General features: G+C 68.9%; 18 protein-coding genes. 9 read left to right on the top strand and 9 right to left on the bottom strand.

Annotated features, from left to right (window positions below):
* Together ABE485_RS29265 and ABE485_RS29270 are read right to left on the bottom strand one after the other, a co-directional pair.
* Positions 1-3,199: filamentous hemagglutinin N-terminal domain-containing protein (locus ABE485_RS29265; protein ID WP_346518759.1), on the bottom strand; the 3,199-nt coding region annotated here is incomplete at its 3' end.
* 25 nt (positions 3,200-3,224) lie between these two features.
* A complete protein-coding gene (locus ABE485_RS29270) occupies positions 3,225-4,931 on the bottom strand; it encodes a ShlB/FhaC/HecB family hemolysin secretion/activation protein (RefSeq protein ID WP_346518760.1) in 1,707 nt (568 codons plus the stop codon).
* A gap of 394 nt (positions 4,932-5,325) precedes the next feature.
* Between ABE485_RS29270 and ABE485_RS29275 the strand changes: the two genes are divergently transcribed.
* The 7 genes from ABE485_RS29275 (at position 5,326) to ABE485_RS29305 (ending at position 13,583) form a co-directional block, all read left to right on the top strand.
* Complete coding sequence (locus ABE485_RS29275; protein WP_346518761.1) at positions 5,326-5,838, top strand: winged helix DNA-binding protein; 513 nt, start codon at positions 5,326-5,328, stop codon at positions 5,836-5,838.
* Positions 5,839-5,847: 9 nt separating this feature from the next.
* Complete coding sequence (locus ABE485_RS29280; protein ID WP_346518762.1) at positions 5,848-7,701, top strand: ABC transporter ATP-binding protein; 1,854 nt, start codon at positions 5,848-5,850, stop codon at positions 7,699-7,701.
* Between the two features lie 51 nt (positions 7,702-7,752).
* On the top strand, positions 7,753-9,285 hold the full coding sequence (locus ABE485_RS29285; RefSeq protein ID WP_346518763.1) for an ABC transporter substrate-binding protein: 1,533 nt from the start codon (positions 7,753-7,755) through the stop codon (positions 9,283-9,285).
* A gap of 238 nt (positions 9,286-9,523) precedes the next feature.
* Positions 9,524-10,447 carry an ABC transporter permease gene (locus ABE485_RS29290; protein WP_008160703.1) on the top strand — a complete coding sequence of 308 codons (924 nt, stop codon included), beginning with the start codon at positions 9,524-9,526 and terminating at the stop codon, positions 10,445-10,447.
* A 5-nt stretch (positions 10,448-10,452) separates the two neighbouring features.
* A complete protein-coding gene (locus ABE485_RS29295) occupies positions 10,453-11,319 on the top strand; it encodes an ABC transporter permease (RefSeq protein ID WP_346518764.1) in 867 nt (288 codons plus the stop codon).
* A 40-nt stretch (positions 11,320-11,359) separates the two neighbouring features.
* Complete coding sequence (locus ABE485_RS29300; protein WP_346518765.1) at positions 11,360-13,099, top strand: peptidase M14; 1,740 nt, start codon at positions 11,360-11,362, stop codon at positions 13,097-13,099.
* A gap of 46 nt (positions 13,100-13,145) precedes the next feature.
* Positions 13,146-13,583: an acetyltransferase gene (locus ABE485_RS29305; protein WP_346518766.1), complete on the top strand. Its 438-nt coding sequence runs from the start codon at positions 13,146-13,148 to the stop codon at positions 13,581-13,583.
* A 10-nt stretch (positions 13,584-13,593) separates the two neighbouring features.
* Here ABE485_RS29305 and ABE485_RS29310 read toward each other — a convergent pair whose 3' ends face one another.
* The 7 genes from ABE485_RS29310 to ABE485_RS29340 form a co-directional block, all read right to left on the bottom strand.
* The gene (locus tag ABE485_RS29310) at positions 13,594-13,776 is read right to left on the bottom strand and encodes an oxidoreductase-like domain-containing protein (protein ID WP_346518767.1); all 183 of its coding nucleotides are present in this window, start codon (positions 13,774-13,776) and stop codon (positions 13,594-13,596) included.
* A 46-nt stretch (positions 13,777-13,822) separates the two neighbouring features.
* Complete coding sequence (locus tag ABE485_RS29315) at positions 13,823-14,368, bottom strand: GNAT family N-acetyltransferase (RefSeq protein ID WP_346518768.1); 546 nt, start codon at positions 14,366-14,368, stop codon at positions 13,823-13,825.
* Between the two features lie 84 nt (positions 14,369-14,452).
* Positions 14,453-15,061 carry a class I SAM-dependent methyltransferase gene (locus tag ABE485_RS29320; protein ID WP_346518769.1) on the bottom strand — a complete coding sequence of 203 codons (609 nt, stop codon included), beginning with the start codon at positions 15,059-15,061 and terminating at the stop codon, positions 14,453-14,455.
* On the bottom strand, positions 15,058-16,584 hold the full coding sequence (locus ABE485_RS29325; RefSeq protein ID WP_346518770.1) for a lytic murein transglycosylase: 1,527 nt from the start codon (positions 16,582-16,584) through the stop codon (positions 15,058-15,060). The genes ABE485_RS29320 and ABE485_RS29325 overlap by 4 nt, the downstream gene beginning before the upstream one ends.
* A 75-nt stretch (positions 16,585-16,659) precedes the next feature.
* Positions 16,660-18,018, bottom strand: a complete 1,359-nt coding sequence (locus tag ABE485_RS29330; RefSeq protein WP_346518771.1) for an MATE family efflux transporter — start codon at positions 18,016-18,018, stop codon at positions 16,660-16,662.
* A gap of 15 nt (positions 18,019-18,033) precedes the next feature.
* Positions 18,034-18,399: a sel1 repeat family protein gene (locus tag ABE485_RS29335; protein ID WP_346518772.1), complete on the bottom strand. Its 366-nt coding sequence runs from the start codon at positions 18,397-18,399 to the stop codon at positions 18,034-18,036.
* 40 nt (positions 18,400-18,439) lie between these two features.
* Positions 18,440-19,153 (bottom strand): hypothetical protein, encoded by a 714-nt coding sequence (locus tag ABE485_RS29340; protein WP_346518773.1) that lies wholly within the window; start codon positions 19,151-19,153, stop codon positions 18,440-18,442.
* Between the two features lie 146 nt (positions 19,154-19,299).
* Between ABE485_RS29340 and ABE485_RS29345 the strand changes: the two genes are divergently transcribed.
* Together ABE485_RS29345 and ABE485_RS29350 are read left to right on the top strand one after the other, a co-directional pair.
* Positions 19,300-20,235, top strand: a complete 936-nt coding sequence (locus ABE485_RS29345) for a LysR family transcriptional regulator (RefSeq protein ID WP_346518774.1) — start codon at positions 19,300-19,302, stop codon at positions 20,233-20,235.
* Between the two features lie 31 nt (positions 20,236-20,266).
* A complete protein-coding gene (locus ABE485_RS29350; RefSeq protein ID WP_346518775.1) occupies positions 20,267-21,217 on the top strand; it encodes an adenosine deaminase in 951 nt (316 codons plus the stop codon).
* The last annotated feature ends 239 nt before the right edge of the window (positions 21,218-21,456 follow it).

Here is a 21,456-nt window from a genome sequence, read left to right on the forward strand (position 1 = left end):
CGACGGTGCCGTCCACCGTCATGTCGTCGCCGGCCGTGAGCGTCTGCGTGACGCCCGCCAGCATGCTGCCCGCCGCGAGCAGCGTGCCTTGCGCCGTGGCGGCCAGCGTGCCGGCGGCTTGCGCCAGGCCCGCCGCGCCCACGGCCACGTTGCGGCCGGTCAGCGACAGGTTCGCGTCGCTGGCCGCCGTGCCGTCCACACGCGCATCGCGCGCGGCGGACAGCATCATGTCTGCTACCGAGGCGAGCGCGCCGGCGGCAACAAGATCCCGTCCGGCTTGCGCTGTCAGCGTTCCCGCGGCCTGCACCTGCCCGCCCTGCTTGATGGTCAGATCGCGTCCGCCCAGCAGCAGGTTGCCCGCGGCGGTGTCGCCCAGCGCGGCCGCGGTGCCGCCCAGGCGCGCATCGCCGGTGGCCGCCAGCGTCAGGCCGCCGCCCGCGACGATGACGCCGTCGGAGTCCAGGTCGCCGCCGGATCGGGCGGTCAGGTTCTGCGCGGCCTGCATGCGGCCGGCTGCGCCGACGCGCAACTGCCCGCCGGCGTCGGCCGTCAGGCCGCCCGCCAGCGCCGCCACCGTGCCGTCGATGCCGAGATTGCGCGTGGCCGACAGGCTGGCGGGCGTGCCCGCCGTCACGATGCCGGTCACGAAGAAGTCCCGCGCCGCCTGGGCCTGCAGGAAGCCCTCGGCCCCCTGCCCCAAGTCCGCGGTGCCTGCCGTGCCCGCCACGCGCAGGTCCTGGCCCGCGCCCAGGAACAGCTTGCTGCTGCCTTGCGCCAGGCCGGCCTGTCCGATGGTCAGGTCGGCGCCGGCTTCGGCGCGCAGGGCGCCGTTGGCGACCGTCTTGCCATTCAGTTCGGCGTTGGTCCCCGCGGCAAGCCGGATGTCTGTTTCACCGGAGATGGTGCCGTCCGCCAGCAGCTTGCCGCCGGCCTGCACGTCTAGCTGCCGGCCCGCTTGCAGCACGCTGGCGCTGCCCAGCGTCATGTCGCCGCCGCTGACGGCCTTGAGCGTGCCCGCGTCGGCCAGCATCGTGCCGTCCACGCGCAGGCCGTCCCGCGTGTTCACTTGCGCGGATTGGCCCGCGATGAGCAGGCCTGCCAGCGATGCGTTGCCCGCGGCAGCCGTCACCGAGCCGTCCGCTTGCAGCCGGGACGCGGAAGACGCCGCCAGGGCGTCTCCCGCCTGCAGCCGCAGATCGCCGGTGGCGAGCGTTTCGCCGTCCAGCGCAAGGTTGCGCGCCGCCTGCAGCGACAGGTCTTTCAGCGACGTGACCTTGCCGAAGCTTTGCAGGCTGCCGCCGGCGTTCAGGCCGACGGGGCCGGCCGCGGCCACCTGCGCCTGCGCGCCCACGGACACATCGCCGCCTGCGGAAGCAATCATGCCGCCGGACGCGGCCGAGACCGCGCCGTCGATCGCCAGCTTGCCGCTGGCCGCGATTGCCGTGTCGCCGTTGGCGCGCAGCGCGCCGGCCAGCGCCATGTCGCCGCCCGCGTTTGCGACCAAGGCGCCTTCGGCGTCCCATTGCGCGGGCGCGTCAAGACGCAGGTCGCGACCGGCGTCCATGGCGAGGCGGCCCGTGGCCGCGCCCTTGCCGGAAACCAAAGCATCGCGTCCCGCCATCAGCGACACGTCGCCGCGCGCGCCGACCAGGCCGCCCACGCGCAGGTCCGCGCCAGCGCGTATCGTCGCCGGTCCGCCCGACTGCAACTGGGCGGTGGCGCCCGTGGTCAGGTCCGCGCCGGCCTGCGCATGCAGCGCGCCGGCCGCCGTCACCTGCGCGGGCAGCGTCATGTCGCGCCCGGCCTTCAGGGCGATGCCGCCCCGGGCCGTGACCAACCCGCTGGACTCCGAACCGGCCTGCGCCGCGCTGCCGGATGCGACCGATGCCGCAGCGTCCGTGGGGGAACCGCCCGCGCCCGAAGCGACGCCGGCGCCCGCCCCGCCCGACGACGTTGCGCCGCCGACAGAGCCCGAGCCGCCGGTGGCCGGCGGCGTCGTGACAGGCGTGGACGCATTTGCGCCGATCCGCACATTGCGTCCCGACTCCGCGCGCACGTCCTGGCCGCCCATCAGCAGCGAGCCGCCCAAGGTCAGGTCCTGCCCGGCCGCGACGCGCAGCGCGCCCTGGGCCTGCAATGCGCCTTGCGCGGCGACGTTCACGTCGCCCGCGGCGTCCACGTCCACCGCCCCGCCGGCGCCGACCGCGCCCTTGATGTCGGCGTTGCGTCCCGCCGCAAGCGCGGCGCCGCCCGCGGCCTGCGCCGCGCCGTCCACGGCCAGGTCGCGCCCGGCCGCCAGGCGCAGATCGCGCGCCGCCAGGACGGCGGCGCTGGGCGCAATGCGCACGTCGCCCGATGCGCTGACCTGCAGGTCGCCCGTCAAGGCCACCAGGTTGCCGCCCACGTTGACGCCCACGCCGGCCTCGGTGCCGATCAGCCGGATGCTGTTGGCGTACATGCCGCCCAGCGCGGCGGTGTCCAGCGCCACCTCGGGCGCCGGGCCTTCGCCCGCCTGGGCCGACACCGCGCCGGTCGCATAATCCACGCGCGCGGCGCCCGCCGTCACGTTCAAGCGATCGGCCCAGACGCCCGCGTTGATTTCCAGGGTGCGGGCGATCAGGTCGACCTGGCTGGCGCCCGTGCCGTTCAGGCCCTCGCCTTCGACGCGGATCTTGCCCGCGGCCACGTCCAGCGCGATGCTGCCGTCAGGCCCGACCTGGGGCCGTCCGGTGGTCAAGGTGGCCCGGTCCGCATTGAGGAAGCCGCAGCCGTTGCAGGTGATGCCCGCCGGGTTTGCGACGATGACGTTGGCCCGGTTGCCCGCGACTTCCAGCGTGCCCATCAGCTGCGACGGGTTGGGCGCGGTGACCTGGTTCAGGATGGTCGCGGCGCGCTGGTTGCCCAGCATCACGTTGCCGGCCACCTGCCCCGCAAGCTGCGTCTGGCTGGCGCCGCCGCTGTTGTTCAGCACGACGCCCGACGGGCCCACGTTGAACTGCGTGTAGCGGTTGTTGGAGACGCCCCCGGCCGAGGGCGGCGCGATGTTGACGACGGGAACCCCGTTGCTGACGCCCACGACGGGCTTCGGGCCGGACACGCCCTTGTCGACCGAAATCGGCAAAGTCTGCGCCAGCACCGGCGTCCAGATCTGCGTGAAGACGATGGACCAGACAATCAACGAACGAAGCTTGGACATCATGCGCACCTGATGAGCAACATCTGATTTAGAACTCGAACATCACGGCCATCGCGAAGACGGTGGATGCGGTTTTGAGCGATTCGGGTTTCTTCAGCGGCCAGCCGGCCGACAGGTCGTAGCTGGCATTGACGTAGGGAATGGAGAAACGGCCGCGGACGCCGGCGACAGCCCCGAACAGCGTGCGGCCGGACAGGTAGGCGGCAGATGGGCCGCCTACGCGTCCCACGTCCAGGCCGGCGTAGAGCTGCTGCCCGGGCAGGCCGGTCACCGCATCCAGGTTCCACGACAGGTCGTTGCGCAATGTCCAGCCGTCTTCGGCGGCCAGCGTCATCTGCCCGTCGAAGCCGCGCACGGCGTAGCGGTTGCCGATGGTGAAGTAGTCGGCGGGCACGATGGCGGTCTTGGCGTGCTGGATCTGCCAACTGGCCTGGTAGGCGAAGGGCTGGTCCGCCACCTTGAAGGGCAGGTAGAGCCCGGCGTTGGCGGTGTAGATGGTGCTGCGGCCGTTCCAGTCCGGGTCGCCGTAGACATAGCCGGGCTGGTCGGAAAACTGCGGCAGGGTGCCGCGCACGCCGATGCCGGCGTCGAGCACAGCCTGGCCCAGGTAGTGGCGGTGCCCGTAGCCGATCTCGTAGCCGGTGACGTCGCGGCGCTGGACGTCGATGGGCACGTCGTTCAACGTGCTGTCGGTGCGCTTGCGCAGCAGCGTGACCGACAGGTTGCCCTTGTAGGCCGTGCCGCGATAGGGCACGACCGACACGCCCACCTGGATCTGCTTGGTGGTGCCGCCATAGATGATGGGATCTTCGAAGCCCGCGACGGTCTGGCGGTACGTGGACTTGCTGGCGCCCGTGAAGAAGGTCCAGTAGCCGAAGGGAATGCTGTAGTTGATGGACGCCGCACGCGTGTTGGATTCCGCGTCGCGCCAGTGGGCATTGCTGTTCCAGGACACCGACAGCTGGTCGTACAGGAAGAGCGGCGAGTCGAGGGTCAGCCCGGCGTTGATCTGGTACTTGCCGACGCTGTCCATGCCGCCGTTGTCGCCGCCCAGGTAGCCGTGCCAGCGCTTGCCCGTGCCGGGCTTGATGAGGATGTCGGAGTCGCCCAGTTCGGGACCGGGCGCGATGTCGATGGCCGCGTCGGCCTGGCTGCCCAGGCGACGGATGTTCTCAAGCGCCTGGTCCAGGTCGCGCTGGTTCAGTTCGCCGCCCGGGCCGGTGGGCAGCGCGGTGCGCCACCAGCCGATGGCGCCCTCGCCCTTGACTGCCGAGATGCGGCCAGGCAGGTAGCGCAGCGTGAGAACGCCCGACGCCAGCGACTGCTCGGGCACGACGACGCGCGCGGTGACCTGGCCGTTGTCGATCAGCAGGCCGATCAGGTATTCCTGCAAGGCCCGCAAGCCCTGGCCACCCACGCATTTGCCGATGACTGCCCGGGCGGCAAGCGCCAGCGACTCGGGTGGCTGGGCGCCTTCCCAGGCCAGGTCGCGCAGGAGGAAGCAAGGGGTTTCGGCGGGAAAGACCAGGCCGGGCGCGGCTTGCGCGGGCGGCGACGACAGCACGTCGGGCCGTTCGGCCGCGCGGGCGCGCTGCGCGTCGACTTCCTGTTCCTGGCGGCGCTGGATTTCCGTCGCCCGCAGCACGGCCTCCGGCGCCGTCTGGGCCACTGCAGGCCCGCCGACCACCACCGCCAAAAACACGCCCGCCCACCGCAACTGCCGGAATCCGCTCATACGACTGGACGCACACGGATACCCGCTGCTGCGCCGCCTCCTGTGATCTGGTTTGGCCGGCAATTTTGCGGCACGAAACTGTTTATTTCAATATATATCTTATGTATCTCTTTTGACGTATGCAGCTTTAGCCATATTTGTTGGACATAAGCATCGTCTTGACGTGTTTTGTTGATATTTCGCAGGACAGAATTCCGTACTGGTAACAAAACGCCATCATTCGAGTTACGCGCCCTGCTGTCGCCACCCGCTTTGTAGACGCCAACCCGGTTGCCCCGGAATCAGAGGAGTCTGAAAGTTCGGCCCGGGTAATCCCGAATGTCCCCAAAAACGACAAATCGTCAATAATTCGCCAACGTTTTGTTGTCAATCCGTCCCTTTGCCTGCCTCGCCCATGCCTGTGTCCGTCCGGGACGCCATCGTTTCTTCTTCACATCTGGCCTCGTCCGCCCCCGAGCTGTCCGAAGTCGAATTCGGCCTGATCATCGCGTCGCACGCCTTCAACCGCTGGATGGTGCGTTGCATGGCCTGTGCGGGCCTGCCCGAACTCACATCGCTGGACATCCTGGTGCTCAACCACGTGTTCCATCGCGGCCGCGGCAAGAAGCTGGCGGACATCTGCTTCACGCTGAATGTCGAAGACACCCACCTGGTGAACTATTCGCTGAAAAAGCTGGAGCGCCTGGGCGTGGTGCAAAGCGCCAAGACCGGCAAGGAAGTGATCTATACCGCCACCGACGCCGGCGCGGCGGCCATCAAGCGCTATGCCGAAGTCCGCGAGCAGTGCCTCGTCAAGCCCTTCATCGACTCCCCCGCCGCGGACGACGCCAGCCATCAGTTGGCCAATACCCTGCGCGCCCTCTCGGGCCTGTACGACCAGGCCGCCCGCGCCGCCACCTCGCTGTGAGAATCCACGTTGTCTAGCACTACTGTTTCTTCTTCCGCCCCGCTGCTGTCCGTGCGCGGCGTATCGGTCGACTTCACCACCGAAACCGGCGTGTTCCGCGCTGTCGACAACCTGGATTTCGAGGTGCGCCCCGGCCGCACGCTGGCCATCGTCGGGGAGTCCGGCTCCGGCAAGTCAGTCACGTCCATGGCCATCATGCGCCTGACCGACTACAGCGGCGGGCGCATCGCGACGGGGCAGATCCTGTTCCGCGACAGCGCCGACCGCGAGGTCGACCTGACCGCCGCCAGCGACGAGCAGATGCGCGCCATCCGCGGCAACGACATCGCGATGATCTTCCAGGAACCGATGACGTCGCTGAACCCGGTGTTCACCATCGGCGACCAGATCGTGGAAGCCATCATGCTGCACCAGCAGCTGTCGCGATCCGCGGCCCGCCAGGCCGCGCGCAAGCTGCTTGAAAAGGTGCGCCTGCCGGACGCCGAGCAACTGCTGGACCGCTATCCGCACCAGTTGTCGGGCGGAATGCGCCAGCGCGTGATGATCGCCATGGCGCTGTCGTGCCAGCCGCGCCTGTTGATCGCCGACGAGCCGACCACCGCGCTGGACGTCACCATCCAGGCGCAGATCCTGAACACCATCCGCGAACTGCAGCGCGACCTCGGCACGGCCGTCATCTTCATTACGCACGACATGGGCGTGGTGGCCGAGATGGCCGACGACGTGGTGGTGATGCTGCGCGGCAAGAAGGTCGAGCAAGGCACCGTCGAAGACATCTTCAACGCCCCCAAACACCCCTACACGCGCGCGCTGCTGGCCGCGGTGCCGCGCCTGGGCAGCCTGACCGGCCGCGACCTGCCGCTGCGCACGCCGCAGACCGTGCTGGAAGGCGACACGCTGCGCGAAGTGGGCGAAACCCGCGAACAGGACACGGCCCGCTACGACGAACCCGTGCTGCGCGTGGACAGGCTGACCACGCGCTTTGACGTGGGCCACAACCTGTTCGGCCGCGTCACGCACCGCGTGCATGCGGTGGAGGAAGTGAGCTTCGACGTCTACCCCGGCGAAACGCTGGCGCTGGTGGGCGAATCGGGCAGCGGCAAGTCCACCATCGGCAAGACCCTGCAGCAGCTGGTCGCGCCGACTTCCGGCGCGGTGCGCTACAACGGCCAGGACATTTTTTCGATGGACAGCGCCGGCCGCCAGCGCCTGCGCCAGGAGATCCAGTACATCTTCCAGGATCCCTATGCGTCGCTGGACCCGCGCAAGACCGTGGCCTTCAGCATCGCGGAACCCATCCGCACGCACAGCCTGCTGTCCGGCGAGGACGCCATCGCCCGCCGCGTGGGCGAACTGCTGGAGCAGGTGGGCCTGAAGCCCGAACACGCCCGGCGCTATCCGCATGAATTCTCGGGCGGCCAGCGCCAGCGCGTGTGCATCGCGCGCGCACTGGCCAGCAACCCGAAACTGATCATCGCCGACGAATCGGTGTCGGCCCTGGACGTGTCGATCCAGGCGCAGATCCTGAACCTGCTGATGGACCTGCAGAAGGACCGCGGGCTGTCGTACCTGTTCATCACGCACGACATGGCGGTGGTGGAAAAGGTCAGCCACCGCGTCGCGGTGCTGTACCTGGGCCAGATCGTCGAACTGGGCACGCGCCGCCAGATCTTCGAATCGCCGCAGCACGCCTACACGCGCAAGCTGCTGGCCGCGGTGCCCGTGGCCGAGCCCGGCCGCCATATCGACACGTCCCTGATCGAAGGCGAAATCCCCAGCCCCGTGCGGCGCGTGGGCGACGAGCCCGCCATCATTCCCCTGATCGAATTCGCGCCCGGCCACCAGGTGGCCCGGGCGGCCTGAACCCCTTTTCATCCGTCGGCACGACCCGATTTCCCGTCCCTGGAGGCGAACATGCAATTCCTACGCACCACCTTCACCGCCACCGCCCTGACCCTGGCGCTGGGCGGCGCGCTGCCCGCGGTCTTCTCGACCGCGCACGCCGCCGGCACGCTCAACGTGGCCATCAACCAGGATCCGGGAAGCTGGGATCCGATCGACACCTTCGTGACCTTCTGGGGTTCGGTGGGCGGCAACCTGTACGACGGCCTGACCATGCGCGGCGCCGACCTGAAGCTGCAGCCGGGCCTGGCCACCAGCTGGGAATACCTGGACGACAACAAGCGCCTGCGCTTCAAGCTGCGCGAAGGCGTCAAGTTCCACAACGGCGAACCCTTCAACGCCGAAGCCGTGAAGTTCACCTTCGAGCGCCTGCTGGGCGCGGAAGGCGCCAAGGGCCCGCAGAAGTCCAACTACGACTCGATCGGCGAGGTCAAGGTGGTGGACGAGTACACCGTGGACTTCATCCTGAAGCAGCCCGACCCGGTCCTGCTGACCAAGCTGGCGGGCTACGGCGCGATGATCGTGCCGCCCAAGTACATCAAGGAAAAGGGCGAAGACAACTTCAACACCAACCCGGTCGGCACCGGCCCGTTCAAGTTTGAAAGCTACCAGCCCAAGGTCAACGTGACGCTCGCGCGCAACGACGACTACTGGGGCGGCAAGCCCAAGCTGGACAAGGTGGTGTACCGCTTCATCGGCGAGCCCGGCACGCAGGTCGCCGAGCTGCAGGCCGGCCGCGTCGACATCGCCACGCTGATTCCGCTGGGCCTGATCGAGACCGTGAAGAAGTCCGGCAACGCCGACGTGATCTCCACCGGCGGCCCGGTCGCCTTCGCGCTGCGCTACAACACCAAGAACGGCATCACGCAAAGCCGCGACGTGCGCCGCGCGCTGATCATGGCGGTCGACCGCGACGCCATCGTCAAGCAGCTGCTGCTGGGCCAGGCCAAGACCATCGCCAGCTTCCAGGGCCCGCAGTCGTTCGGCTACAACCCCGAACAGAAGCCCCTGCCGTTCAACCCCGCCGAAGCCAAGAAGCTGCTGGCCGCCGCGGGCGTCAAGCCGGGCGCCACGGTGCAGATCGACGTGCGCGGCAGCGATTCGAACTTCCGCGAAGTGGCGCAGGCCGTGTCGGGCTACCTGCAGGCCGTGGGCGTGCGCGCCACCATCAAGCCGTACGAAACCGGCGTGCTGCTCAACGACATCATCCCCGGCGGCAAGACCGGCGAGATGTGGCAGAACCAGTGGGGCGGCTGGACGTACGACTACGACAACACGGCGTATCTGATGTACCACACGGGCCAGAAGTGGAATCCGTACGACAACGACGCCAAGCTCAATGGCATGCTGGAAGCGCAGCGCACGGTCTATGACGTGAAGAAGCGCGAAGCCATGCTGCAGGAAATCGCCGCCTACGTGGCCGATCAGGCGCTGGAACTGCCGCTGTACAGCCTGAACACGATCGTGGGCGTGAACAAGCGCGTGAAGAACCTGGAAGTGCCTGGCGACATCCGCTTCCGGTTCCTTGCCACTGAAGTCGAGTAAAGAGGCCCCCCCCGAAGCGCTACGCGCTTCCCCCCAGGGGGCATGCCTGCGGACCGGCAGAGTCCGGATCCGCGAAGGACACGCCCCCCCGAAGCGCTACGCGCTTCCCCCCCAGGGGGCATGCCTGCGGACCGGCAAAGCCGGCTCCGCGGCATCCCGCTAGAACGATGTTCGTTGTGATGCCTGTTGACGCTTTAACCCCTCTTACTCAGTCCGGCGCAAGCCGGTGCGGCGCCTTATGACCGGATTTCTCATCAAACGCGTGTTGCAGGCGATCTTCGTGATCGTGGCCGTGACGCTGCTTGTTTCCTATGCCGTGCGCCTGACGGGCGACCCCGCGCTGATGCTCAGCCAGGGCTCGGGCAGCGTGACCGAACAGGACCTAGCCAACATCCGCCAGGCGCTCGGGCTGAATCGCCCGTTCCACGAGCAATATTTGTCGTACATGCAGGGCCTCTTGCATGGCGATTTCGGCCGCAGCTTCATGGGCGGCACCTCGGTGGCCAAGCTGATCGGCGACGCCCTGCCCGCCACGCTGATGCTGGCCTTCACGTCGCTGATCGTGTCCATCCTGATTTCGCTGCCGCTGGGCATCCAGGCCGCCATCAAGCGCGGCAAGCCCACGGACCAGGCAATCCGCATCCTGTCGCTGGTGGGGCTGTCGTTCCCCAACTTCTGGCTGGCGCTGATGCTGGTGCTGCTGCTGTCGATCACCTTCCCGCTGCTGCCGCCGTCCGGCTGGAGCGGCCCGGCCAGCCTGGTGCTGCCGTCGCTCACGATGGCGATCATCCTCAGCGCCACCAACATCCGGCTGGTGCGCACGACCATGCTGGAAACGCTGTCCGCGCAGTACATCATGGTGGCGCGCAGCAAGGGCCTGAAGGAACGCGTCGTGCTGTACAAGCATGCGCTGCGCAACTGCGCCATTCCGCTGATCACCTACCTGGGCCTGCAGTTCGGCGGCCTGATCGGCGGCATCGTGGTGATCGAGATGGTCTTCAACTGGCCCGGACTGGGCACGCTGGCGTTCGACGCCATCTCCGGCCGCGACTATCCGGTGCTGCAAGGCACGGTCACCGTGCTGGCCACCGTCATCGTCCTGGTCAACCTGATCGTCGACATCGCCTACGGCATCGTCGATCCCCGCATCCGCACGCGCTGAGCATCATGCAGACAACCACTACTTCCGCCGCCCCCAAGGCATTCAAGCCGCGCAGCCGCTTCCGTTCGCTGGAATTCGTGCTGGGCGCGATCCTGACCGGCGTCATGGTCCTGCTGGTGCTGGCCTCGGGCTGGCTGTTTCCGGACGGCGGCGAATCCATGGACCTGGCCGCCCGCCTGATGGCGCCGTTCTCGACCGCCGCCCATCCCTTCGGCACCGACCCGCTGGGCCGCGATGTGCTGGCGCGCGTCATCGTCGGCGGCAAGATCTCGCTGCTGGTGGGCTTTGCGTCCGTCATCGGCGGCGCGCTGCTGGGCATCGTCATGGGCCTCATCGCCGGCTACTACCGCGGCTTCTGGGACATGATCGTCATGCGCTTTGCAGACGTGCAGCTGGCGCTGCCCTTCATCCTGGTGGCGATCACGTTCATCGCCATCCTGGGCGGCGGGCTGTTCAACGTCATCTTCTTCATGATCGTGTCGCAATGGGTGCAGTACGCCCGGCTGGTACGGGCGCAGGTGCTGGCGCTGCGCGAGCGCGAGTTCGTGCTGGCCGCCCGCGCCTTCGGCGTGCGCGACCTGGCCATGATCCGCCATCACATCGTGCCCAACCTGCTGGGTCCGCTGGTGATCCTGATGACCCTGAACGTCGCCAACAACATCCTGCTGGAAAGCAGCCTGACGTTCCTGGGCCTGGGCGTGGATCCCATGATCCCGAGCTGGGGCGGTATGCTTGCCGACGGCCGCACCTATATGCAGACGGCCTGGTGGGTCAGCGTCTTTCCCGGGCTGGCCATCATGCTGACGGTGCTGGGCCTGAACCTGCTGGGCGACTGGCTGCGCGACCGCCTGGACCCGACCGGCAAGGTCTGAACATCGATCCGGCCCAACCGGCCCGGAAGGAATATTGAGTATGTCGTTGCTGGAAAAAACATTCGACCGCACGCTGGACGCCTGGACGCACGCCTACATGGCGCCGGCCTGGCGCGGGGCGGTCGTGGAAGGCTGGCTGTTCGAAGGCGTGGAAGCCCGCCGCGCGGCGCAGGCCCGCCTGGAACAGGCCGGCGTCAAGGCGCGCTTTCGCAGCGCCTACAAGCCCCTGCTGCACTACTTCCTGGAAGAGGTTGAGCTGGACGGGCTGGTGTCGGCGGTGGTGCGCTACCCCCTGCACGAACACGCCCAGGCCAAGCGCTTTACGCTGGAAGCCTACCCGCTGGTCGCCCTGCTGCAAGGCGTGCGCGTGACCCTGCAGCCCGGCGCCGACGACCTGCACTATGACGTCAGCCTGGTCTACGCCGACGGCCGCGAGACCGACACCCGCGTGTACGCGCCCAACCAGCTTGGCCATGCGCCGGACGGCACGCCGGAACTGTCGCCCACGGGCTGGCTGCGCGTGCGCGACGCCGACGGCGCCGTGCAGACCGACGCCGCGCAAGCCACGGAATACCAGCTGCTGTTCCGCAGCATCCTGGACACGGTGCGCAACCATGCCTGGGGCGCGCACGAACCCTATTTCGACCGCCTGGAAATCCGCGTGGACCTGCCGGGCATCGACTTCGCCCTGCCGGTGGACGAGGAAATCGTCAGCACCTTCGAAGCGCTGCACGAGGACATCTATTTCTCGCTGCTGGAACACTTCCAGCAGCATTCCGGCCGCCCTTCCGGCGACCGCGGGCTGCAGCCCGGCCAGATCATTCCCGACATCCGCCGCCACGACGGCGCGGCGCGCGTGCAGATCTCGGTGGAACCCTTCGACCCGGTCGCGCCCGTGACGCCCGCGCCGCTGGCCGGCCCGCTGGCGCAGGCGCGCGACCCGCTGTCGGCCGCGCAGATCGCCGGCTGCATGGCGGCCTTCGGCGGGGACACGTTCCAGGCCGTGTCGCGCCAGGGCCGTCCCGTGCTGGGCACCTATGTGCGCGGCCCCGGCCCCGCCATCTTCATTTCCGGCGCGCAGCACGCCAACGAAACCTCCGGCGTGGTCGGCGCGCTGCGCGCGGCCCAGACGCTGGCCGCGCGCGGCGATGCGCACTTCGCGCTGATCGCCTCGGAAAACCCCGACGGCTACGCGCTTTTCAATCGGCTGCGCGAACAGCACCCGCGCCACATGCTGCACGCGTCGCGCTACAGCGCGCTGGGCGACGACATCGCCTACCGCGAACGCGCGCCGTTCTTCGAACGCGAAGGCCGGCACCAGGCGCACGCCATCAGCGGCGCGCAACTGCACATCAACCTGCACGGCTATCCCGCGCACGAATGGACGCGCCCGCTGTCGGGCTACCTGCCGCGCCACTTCGAGCTCTGGACGATACCCAAGGGCTTCTTCCTGGTGCTGCGCCATCATCCCGGCTGGGGCGAGCGCGCCCGGCGCCTGATCGAGGGCGTGACCGCGCGGCTGGCCCGCAATGTGCCCGGCCTGGTGGAGTTCAACGCCCGCCAGCTGGAACTCTTTCATGCGCACGCGCTCGAATCGGGCTTTGACGTGCTGAACGGCATTCCCGTGCAGGTCACGGAAACCGATCGTGAAGAACTGCCACTGGCGCTCATCTCGGAGTTTCCGGATGAAACGGTCTACGGGGACCGCTTTGTTTTCGCGCATACTGTGCAGATGGAAACCGTCCTGGCAGCCGCGGACATCTACCGCGCGGGACTCTAGCGGCCAAGGACCGCTGTCGGCATCCGACCTTCAGAATCAATAAGAAATGAACATCCGAGAACGCAACCACGGCGACGATCTGGCCCTGGTGGACATCTGGCTCCGTTCGGTGCGCGCCACCCACACTTTCCTTACCGAGAAAGAAATCCAGGCCATGTACCCGCAGGTGCTCAACACCTACCTGCCTTCGGTGCGGGTCTGGGTCTGTGAGGACGATGCCGGCGAAGTGGCCGGCTTCATGGGCCTTTCCGGCAACAAGGTCGAAATGCTGTTCGTCGACGCCAACAAACGCGGCAAGGGCGCCGGCCGGCGCCTGCTGAACTTCGCGCGTTCGCTGCACGGCACGCTGCTGGTCGACGTGAACGAGCAGAACCCGCAGGCCCACGGCTTCTACAAGCATTACGGTTTTGAAGACGTGGGCCGGTCGGCCTACGATGACTCGGGCCGGCCGTTCCCCATCATCCACATGAAGCTGGCCGGCTGAACGCCGGCGCTCAGGCCTTGGGCGGCTCGTGCCGGGCGCGCCAGGCCTTCAGGGCCTCGCGGTAGCGGTCCATGGCTTCGTCATAGAGGTCGTAGACGCAGGGGATGCAGCCGCTGTTGCAGCATTCCTCGGGCGCGGGGCGCTCGGGCGGCACGGGTTGCGGATCGTCGTCGGGTACAGGCTTGGTGCTCATGGCGCCATGTTAGCGCCGTGCGCATGCGCGCGGCGCGGACAGCCCGTCACAGCCCTTCCAGCTTGCGCCAGTCCGCGCGCCGGATTTCGTAGCAGACCTTGGGTTCGGGCTTGTCGGCGGTCAGGCCGACGTAGCGCAGGCCGGTCTTTTCCATGACCCGCTGAGACGCCGTGTTGGAGCGCAACGCCACCGCCCCCAGCACGTCCACCGGCAACAGCCTGAAACCCAGCGCGACCAGCACCCGGGAGATCTCGGGCGCGAAGCCCTTGCCCCAGCAATCGGGATGCAGGGCGTAGGCCAGTTCGACGCCGGCGCGCCCCGCCGACGTGGACACCTTCAGGCCCGCGCGGCCGGCGGGACGGCCCGTGTCGCGGTCTTCCAGCACATACATGCCGTAGCCGTGCTCGGTCCAGTGCACGATGTTCTGGGCGACGTAGCGCCGGCTGGCGGCCGCATCGCGCGTGCCGCCCATGGACTCCATGAGGTCGGCGTTGGCGTGCATCTCGATCATGAACGGAAGATGCGCCTGCGACATGCGCCGGGCGCGCAGCCGCAAGGTCAGGAAATCGTCAGGAAACTCGGCGGACGGCATGGCGGTCGGCAGGGATGGCGAAAGGAGTGGCGGGATCGGCTCATCATACCGGCGCGGACGCGCGGCCACACTCCAGCCTAACCCTCACCCGCGCCGCAATCCCAGGAAGCTCCAGCGCACATCGGCCCGGTCCAGCATGTCCTCGCGCGAGGACAGATGATGGCTGGACAGCCCATGCGCGGCGGCCAGCGCGATGGTTTCTTCGGCCGACACGTCGAACATGCGCCGTCCAGCGGGCACCGGCCCGTGGCGCAGCGACATCAGGACCTGCCCTTCCGGCGCCAGCAGCGCGGCAAGGCTGGCCATGCCGGCGGCGCGTTCCGCCTCGTCCAGGTGCATCCAGACGGCGGTCAGCATGATCACGTCGAACACCCTGCCCTGTGCGCGCAAGCCGGCCAGGTCCGGCAGGGCGTCGTCCGTCCACGCCAGGTTGGGCAGCGCGTGACGGCGCTGGCCTTCGCGGCGCAGCTCGGGCGTGGGCTCGGCCGCCACGACCGCGTGGCCCATGCGCGCCAGCGCCGCGGCGTCCCGGCCCGATCCCGCGCCGATGTCGGCAATGCGCGCCGGCGCCGGCGGGATCAGGTGCGCGACATCGCGGTGCACGTCGGCGAAGGCGATGCTTTCGTACTGGTCCGCCAGCACGGCGGCGTTTTCACCGTAGCCGGCCGTGCCCGCGATCTCGGGCCTGCTCATTGCCCGGGATACGCGCGCATGGCGGCTGGCTGGTCGGCCTTGAGCGCGTCCAGGATGCGCTTGCCCACGCGCCCGTCCTGCGGCAGGTTCAGGCGCGCCTGCTCTTCGCGCACCGCGTCGCGCGTCTTGCCGCCGGGAATGCCGTCGGCCTCGCCGATGTCGTGGCCGCGGCCGTACAGCTGCTTCTGCAGTTCCTTGATCTCGGCTCGCGACAGGCCGGGATCATCGGTGGGCCACGCGGCCACGAGGGCCGGGCCGCCCTGCAGGCGGTTCAGCAGCAGCGCCACGGCCAGGCCGTAGCGGCGCGACTGGTTGTAGTGCAGGATGGCGTCGAAATTCACCGTGGCCAGGAAGACCGGGCCACGCGCGCCGGTGGGCGCGAACAGATAGGCCTGCTCTTCATTGCCGGACGGCAGTTTCAGCACCGAACCGTCGCCCTGCTTCAGGCCGGCCTGCGCCCATTGGGCGATCGTGCGGCGGTCCTGCGAGCCGACGTACTCCGCGTCGGGTTCCGGCGGAATCGCGGCGGCCACGTCGGCCGGCACGCGCACTTCCACCACCGCCGGCAGGCCGTGCGTCCACTTGGCGCGGCGCTTGCGCAAGTGGTTGGCCGTGGAGGCCAGCGCGTCGGGCAGCGAGTTGTAGAGATCGATGCGACCGTCGCCGTCGCCGTCGGCGGCCAGTTCATAGAACGAGGTCGGAATGAACTGCGTCATGCCGAAGGCGCCGCTCCAGGAGCCGACGAACTTGTCGGCGGGCACGGTGCCGTCGCGCAAGAGGCGCACCGACGCGTAGGCGTTCTTTTCCCAGAGCTGCTTGTTCTCGGTGCAGGCGCGGGTCAGCCAGGCATTGAGCACGTCGGTCTTGCCGACCTGGCGGCCGTAATTGGTTTCAATGCCGAAGATGGCGACCAGCGTGGCCGGATCGACCTGGTACTGCTGGCTGATGGCGGCCAGCTGCGAGCCGTACTTGTCCAGCACCGCGCGGCCGTCGCGCACGCGCTCTTCGTCCACCGTCTTGGCGATGTAGTCCCACCAGCTTTCGCGCCCTTCGGGCTGGCCCTTGGCCGACGCCACGGTCGTGGGCAGCAGCTTGGCGTTGGCCGTGTACTTGTCCCAATCGGCCACGGTCAGGCCGTTGGCGGCCGCGCCCTTGCGCAGCTTGTCGATGCAGGCCTTGGTGTCGAGCTCGGTGGGGATGATGACCGTGGGCGCGGCGGCGGCAGGCGCGGCGGCAGGCGTCGCGGGCGCCGGGGCGGGGGAGTGGGCCGTGGCGGGAGCAGGCACGGTTACGACTGGCGCAGCAGCAGCGGGCGCGGCCTGCGCGGCCGGCGCCTGCACGTCGTCGAAGCTGCGTTTTGGCGTGAGCGTGGGCGCCGGCTGGGCGGGCGCCGAAGGGATGCGCGATCCGGTCGCGGACCCCGGCGACTGCGCCTGCGCGGCGCTTGCGGCGGCGGCCAATGCCGCGGCCACGAGCACACGGGAGAAGCTGTCGATTCGAGGACGATGGGAACTCTGGCGCATGGCTTTCCTGAAAAATCGAAGTCAGCCGGGATCGTACCGCGACCAGCCGCCGAAATCGAACCGGCCCCGGGCGCCCTATGCCGGCGCCCGGCCCGTGTAGCCCGCGGGCGGGGCGCGCAGCACGCGCCGGCACAGCGCAATCGCGATCAGGCTGAACAGCGCGAAGCCGCCCATCTGGCCCAGCATCACGCCCTGGGGCCCGCCATAGTGCGCGCCCAGCCACACGAAGGGCAAGGTGCCCACCGTGGCCCGCAGCCAGCCGATGACCGTGGAATACGTGGCGTATCCCAGGTTGTTGAAGACGGAGATCGACACGAAGAACAGGCTGTTCAGCGCCCACGCGAAGCTGCCGTAGCGGCAGAAGAAAATGATCAGGTCGCGGCCCGGTCCCGTCACCTGGAAAAGGTCGGGCATCCAGGGCGCCAGCACCGCCAGCACGGCCGCCGCCGCAAAGCCGTACAAGAGCGCCCAGCGCGTGGTGAGGGCCGCCGTCTGCTGCACGCGGCCCCATTGGCCCGCGCCCAGGTTCTGGCCCAGGATCGGCCCGATGGCGCCGGGCAGCACGAAGAACAGCGAATAAGCCAGCTGCAGCAGCCGGTCCACCACCGTGGCGCCGGCCAGCACGCTGGGGCCGAAGCTGGAATAGGTGGATACGGTGAAGATCACCGCTGCCGGCGTGGCCAGGGTGGTCAGCGCGGCGGGCAAGGCGATGTTGCCGATCGCGGCCAGGTGCTCGCGCAATTGTCCCCGGGCCGGCCAGGCCACCAGGCGGTGCTTGCGGAACACCAGCCAGCCGCCCAACGCCACCGTGGCCACGCGTCCGACCCCGCCGGCCCAGGCGATGCCCTCCATGCCGCCGTCCAGCACGAAGATGACGATCGGGTCCAGCACGGCGACCGTCCCCGTCCCCGCCAGCAGCACCCACATCGACTGGCGGCCCTGGCCCGCCGCGCGCAGCAGGTTGGACAGCATCATGCCCACGCCCATGACCGCCGCGAACGGCGTGGTGATCAGCACGTACGACAGCAGATGCCCGCGCACGTCTTCGGCCAGCCCGATCGCCGCGGTGAACGGGCCGATGGCCGCAAGAAACAGCGCGCCGGCAACCACGGCGGCCGCGGCCATCAGGATCAGCGACGCCCCGGCCAGCGTCCTGGCGCGCGCCGCGTCCTGCGCCCCCAGGGCGCGCGACACCAGGGCCGCGCCGCCCACCGTGACGCCGATGCAGATCGAGGTGATGGTGAATTGCGTCATGGAACCGAAGCCGACGGCGCCGAGCACGGCTTCGTCCTTGAGCGTGCCCAGGTACAGCAGCGACAGGAATTCCACGGCGAATACGGCCAGCATGCTTGCCCAGCCGGTCAGGATCATTTCCAGCACGTGGCCGCCCAGCGGACCGGACACGAAGCGGGCGTGCTGCGCGGGCGCGTTCACGGCAGTCCGCCTGGCCTATTGCGCCGCGGGCGGCGCCTGCCGCAGCTGCCGCAGGCGTTCGATCGACGCTTCGTAGCCCTGCGCCGCGGCGGCTTCGTGCCAGCGCAGCGCTTCCTTCATGTCGAAGTGCTCCATGATGATGCCCTGCATGTATTGGGCGCCGGGATCGCCGCGCTCGGCCGCGGCCAGTAGCGCCCGGTCGGCCATGCCGTCGTGCCGCGGGGATTCGCCATAGATATGGACATTGCCGCCCTCGGGATGGCCGCCCAGCTCGCGCAGCGAGCGCGGCGTCTGGTCGAACAGCTGGCGCCAGAACAGCGCCACCAGCGCCACGAACAGGGCGAAGAACAAGGTCCAGATGATCAGTCGTTTGGCGTTCATGGAGCGCTACGGGCAAAGGCGGACGCAAGCCCGCCGGGGTTCAGGGGCGGTCCGCGGCAGGCGCGAACCAATATTGGGCCTGGCTGCTGTCGTTGGTGTACCAGGGCAGCAGCATGCCGATGCTGTCGGATTCGCGCGCCACGGTCAGCAACAGGCCGTCCGACTCCTTGCGCAGGATCGCGACGTGGCGCCGCACGCCCGTCGATTCGTGCTGCCGCCAGTCATGCCGCACGCTGACCCACAGCCGGCCCTGCGTGCAGCCGGCTTCGCGGCGGATGGCTTCGCCGGGCCGCATCGCGGCCCCGTCCGCCGCGGTGGCGTTTGCGTCGCCGTTCTGCAGGAACAAGCGAGCGACGGCACGTGCGCCCTGGCCGTCGAGCGCCAGCACGTCCCATCCGTCGGCTGCCTTGGAGAACGCGACGGTGGCCGCGGGCGACGAACGCCACGCCGGCATGGACGCGGCGCGCATGCCCGGCAGATCCAGCGGATACAGAAGAAAGTCGTGCAGGTCGTTGATCAGCAGCGCCTGCGGATCGCCTGCGCGGCGCTCCCCCTGGGCGCGGTAGACGCCGGCCAGGTCCGGGCATTGCGCCGCCTCCGACGGCAACGCCACCAGCGTTCCTTCCTTGAACGGGGGCCACTTCACGGACACCCCGTCCACGTTGGACACGCCGCAGGCGCTCAGCGCCGCGGCCGCCAGCGCGGCCGCCGCGAAGCGGATCATGCGTCCCGCGCAGGGCGCTCCTGGAATCATGGCTGTCTCTCCCGTTGCTGGCCGGCGTCGACTAGAGGCAGACCGCGCGCCGGCAGGCGACGAACTATATCCGAATCCCGCGCTTGCGTTGCCAAGCGCCGGGCCGCGGAGAATAATCGGCACATCGCCCCCCCGCCTTCCGCGCCATGACTCCCTTCCGAGGCAAACTCCGCATCCGGCACCTGGAAATCGTGCTGACCGTCTCCGAATTGGGCAACCTGTCCAAGGCGGCGGCCCAGCTGCACAGCACGCAGTCCGGGCTGTCCCGCGCCATCGCCGAAATCGAGGAACTGGTGGGCGCGCGGCTCTTTGAACGCACGGCCAAGGGCACTACCTGCACCCCGCTGGGCGACGCCATGTGCCGCCATGCGCGCCAATTGCTGACCGGCTTTCGCAAGGCCGAGGTCGACCTGGCCGCCGTGTCGCGCGGCGACGAAGGCAGCCTTGCCGTGGGCTGCTTTTCGATGTTCGCGGGCTGGCCGGTGGCCGAGGCGGCGCGCGCCTACCGCCAGGCCTACCCCCGCGTCACGCTCACCATCGAGATCGGCACGCACGAACGCTTGATCGAGGACCTGGACGCCGGCGCGCTGGACGTGCTAATCAGCCGCTTCTCGTCCACCGTCAATCCGCAGATCTACCGGTCGACCACCCTGCTCGAGGACCCGGTGGTGCTGGCCTGCGCCACGCACCATCCGCTGGCCGCCCAGCCCGGCGCCACACTGGCCGATTACGTCGCCTATCCCTGGATCACCGCCCTGCCCGGCAGCCGCATCCGCGGCGAACTCGAAAACTCGCTGCGCCAGGCCGGGCTGCCGATTCCGGATATGATCGGCGCCCTGTCGCTGGAATTCGGCCGCGAAATGCTGCTGGACGGGCAATACCTGTGGATGCTGCCCGGCAGCGTCGCGGCGGTGCGGCAGGCGCGCGGCGAACTCGCCGTCCTGCCCGCCCGGCCCGCCCTGCGCAAATCGCCCCTGGCCGCCATCTGGCGCCGCGACCGACCCAGCACCCGGCAGGCCCGCGCCTTCGCGGCCCAGCTTGAACGCACCATCCAGGCGGACGCGATCGCCCTGGCCGCCTGAACACGCATCACCTGAAGATATCGGAACACCCATGTACGACTGGCTCAACGCATTGCCCAAGGCGGAACTGCACCTGCACCTGGAAGGCTCCCTGGAACCCGAACTGCTGTTCCGGCTGGCGCAGCGCAACGGCGTGGCCTTGCCGTGGCCCGACATCGACGCCCTGCGCGGCGCCTACAACTACCACAACCTCCAGGAGTTCCTGGACCTGTACTACATGGGCGCGGACGTGCTGCGCACCGAACAGGACTTCTACGACCTGACCTGGGCGTATCTGCTGAAGTGCCGCGAACAGAACGTGGTGCACACCGAACCCTTCTTCGACCCCCAGACCCACACCGACCGCGGCGTGCCGTTCGAGACCGTGGTGAACGGCATCAGCCAGGCGCTGGAAGACGGCCGCAAGCAGCTAGGCGTGACCAGCGGCCTGATCCTGAGCTTCCTGCGCCACCTGCCCGAAGAACAGGCGATGCGCACCCTGGAAGCGGCGCTGCCCTACCGCGACGCCTTCATCGCCGTGGGCCTGGACAGCAGCGAAAAGGGCTTTCCGCCGCGCCTGTTCCAGCGCGTGTTCGACCGCGCGCGCGCCGAGGGCCTGCCTGCCGTGGCCCACGCGGGCGAGGAAGGCCCGCCCGAGTACATCTGGGAGGCGCTGGACCTCCTGAAGGTGCTGCGCATCGACCACGGCGTGCGCGCCGCCGAAGACCCCAAGCTGATCGCGCGCCTGATCGACGAGCAGATCCCCCTGACCGTCTGTCCCCTGTCCAACACCCGGCTGCGCGTGTTCGACCACATGCGCGACCACAACATCCTGTCGCTGCTGGACGCGGGCGTGAAGGTCACCGTCAATTCCGACGATCCCGCGTACTTCGGCGGCTACGTCAACGAGAACTTCCACGCGCTCTACGAACACCTGGGCATGTCGCAGGCGCAGGCCCAGGCCCTGGCGGACAACAGCCTGGACGCGCGCATCGCGAAGTAGACCGCTCTTTGCGCACAGCCATGCGCGTTGCGCATGGCTTCGTTCAAAACCGGAATGCCCGGCGCGCCCCATTCCTCCCTACCATAGTCTGCGTCCGGCGGCCGCGGCGCCCGCCGCGGCCGGACGGCAGACAACGAGACAAGGGGCAGGACATGAGTGAACGCGTGAAGGCGGCCCTGCGGGCCGGCACGCTGACCGGCGTGCGCGACGGCGGCGTCTGCCGCTACGGCGCCATACCC

The sequence above is a fragment of the Achromobacter spanius genome, assembly GCF_039673305.1.
GTDB lineage: Bacteria > Pseudomonadota > Gammaproteobacteria > Burkholderiales > Burkholderiaceae_B > Achromobacter > Achromobacter spanius_F.

Excerpts from the sequence above, each read along its gene's own strand:
- ABE485_RS29270 (WP_346518760.1), bottom strand. The coding sequence starts at position 4,931 with ATGAGCGGATTCCGGCAGTTGCGGTGGGCGGGCGTGTTTTTGGCGGTG.
- ABE485_RS29275 (WP_346518761.1), top strand. The coding sequence starts at position 5,326 with ATGCCTGTGTCCGTCCGGGACGCCATCGTTTCTTCTTCACATCTGGCC.
- ABE485_RS29285 (WP_346518763.1), top strand. The coding sequence starts at position 7,753 with ATGCAATTCCTACGCACCACCTTCACCGCCACCGCCCTGACCCTGGCG.
- ABE485_RS29290 (WP_008160703.1), top strand. The coding sequence starts at position 9,524 with ATGACCGGATTTCTCATCAAACGCGTGTTGCAGGCGATCTTCGTGATC.
- ABE485_RS29295 (WP_346518764.1), top strand. The coding sequence starts at position 10,453 with ATGCAGACAACCACTACTTCCGCCGCCCCCAAGGCATTCAAGCCGCGC.
- ABE485_RS29300 (WP_346518765.1), top strand. The coding sequence starts at position 11,360 with ATGTCGTTGCTGGAAAAAACATTCGACCGCACGCTGGACGCCTGGACG.
- ABE485_RS29305 (WP_346518766.1), top strand. The coding sequence starts at position 13,146 with ATGAACATCCGAGAACGCAACCACGGCGACGATCTGGCCCTGGTGGAC.
- ABE485_RS29310 (WP_346518767.1), bottom strand. The coding sequence starts at position 13,776 with ATGAGCACCAAGCCTGTACCCGACGACGATCCGCAACCCGTGCCGCCC.
- ABE485_RS29315 (WP_346518768.1), bottom strand. The coding sequence starts at position 14,368 with ATGCCGTCCGCCGAGTTTCCTGACGATTTCCTGACCTTGCGGCTGCGC.
- ABE485_RS29320 (WP_346518769.1), bottom strand. The coding sequence starts at position 15,061 with ATGAGCAGGCCCGAGATCGCGGGCACGGCCGGCTACGGTGAAAACGCC.
- ABE485_RS29325 (WP_346518770.1), bottom strand. The coding sequence starts at position 16,584 with ATGCGCCAGAGTTCCCATCGTCCTCGAATCGACAGCTTCTCCCGTGTG.
- ABE485_RS29335 (WP_346518772.1), bottom strand. The coding sequence starts at position 18,399 with ATGAACGCCAAACGACTGATCATCTGGACCTTGTTCTTCGCCCTGTTC.
- ABE485_RS29340 (WP_346518773.1), bottom strand. The coding sequence starts at position 19,153 with ATGATTCCAGGAGCGCCCTGCGCGGGACGCATGATCCGCTTCGCGGCG.
- ABE485_RS29345 (WP_346518774.1), top strand. The coding sequence starts at position 19,300 with ATGACTCCCTTCCGAGGCAAACTCCGCATCCGGCACCTGGAAATCGTG.
- ABE485_RS29350 (WP_346518775.1), top strand. The coding sequence starts at position 20,267 with ATGTACGACTGGCTCAACGCATTGCCCAAGGCGGAACTGCACCTGCAC.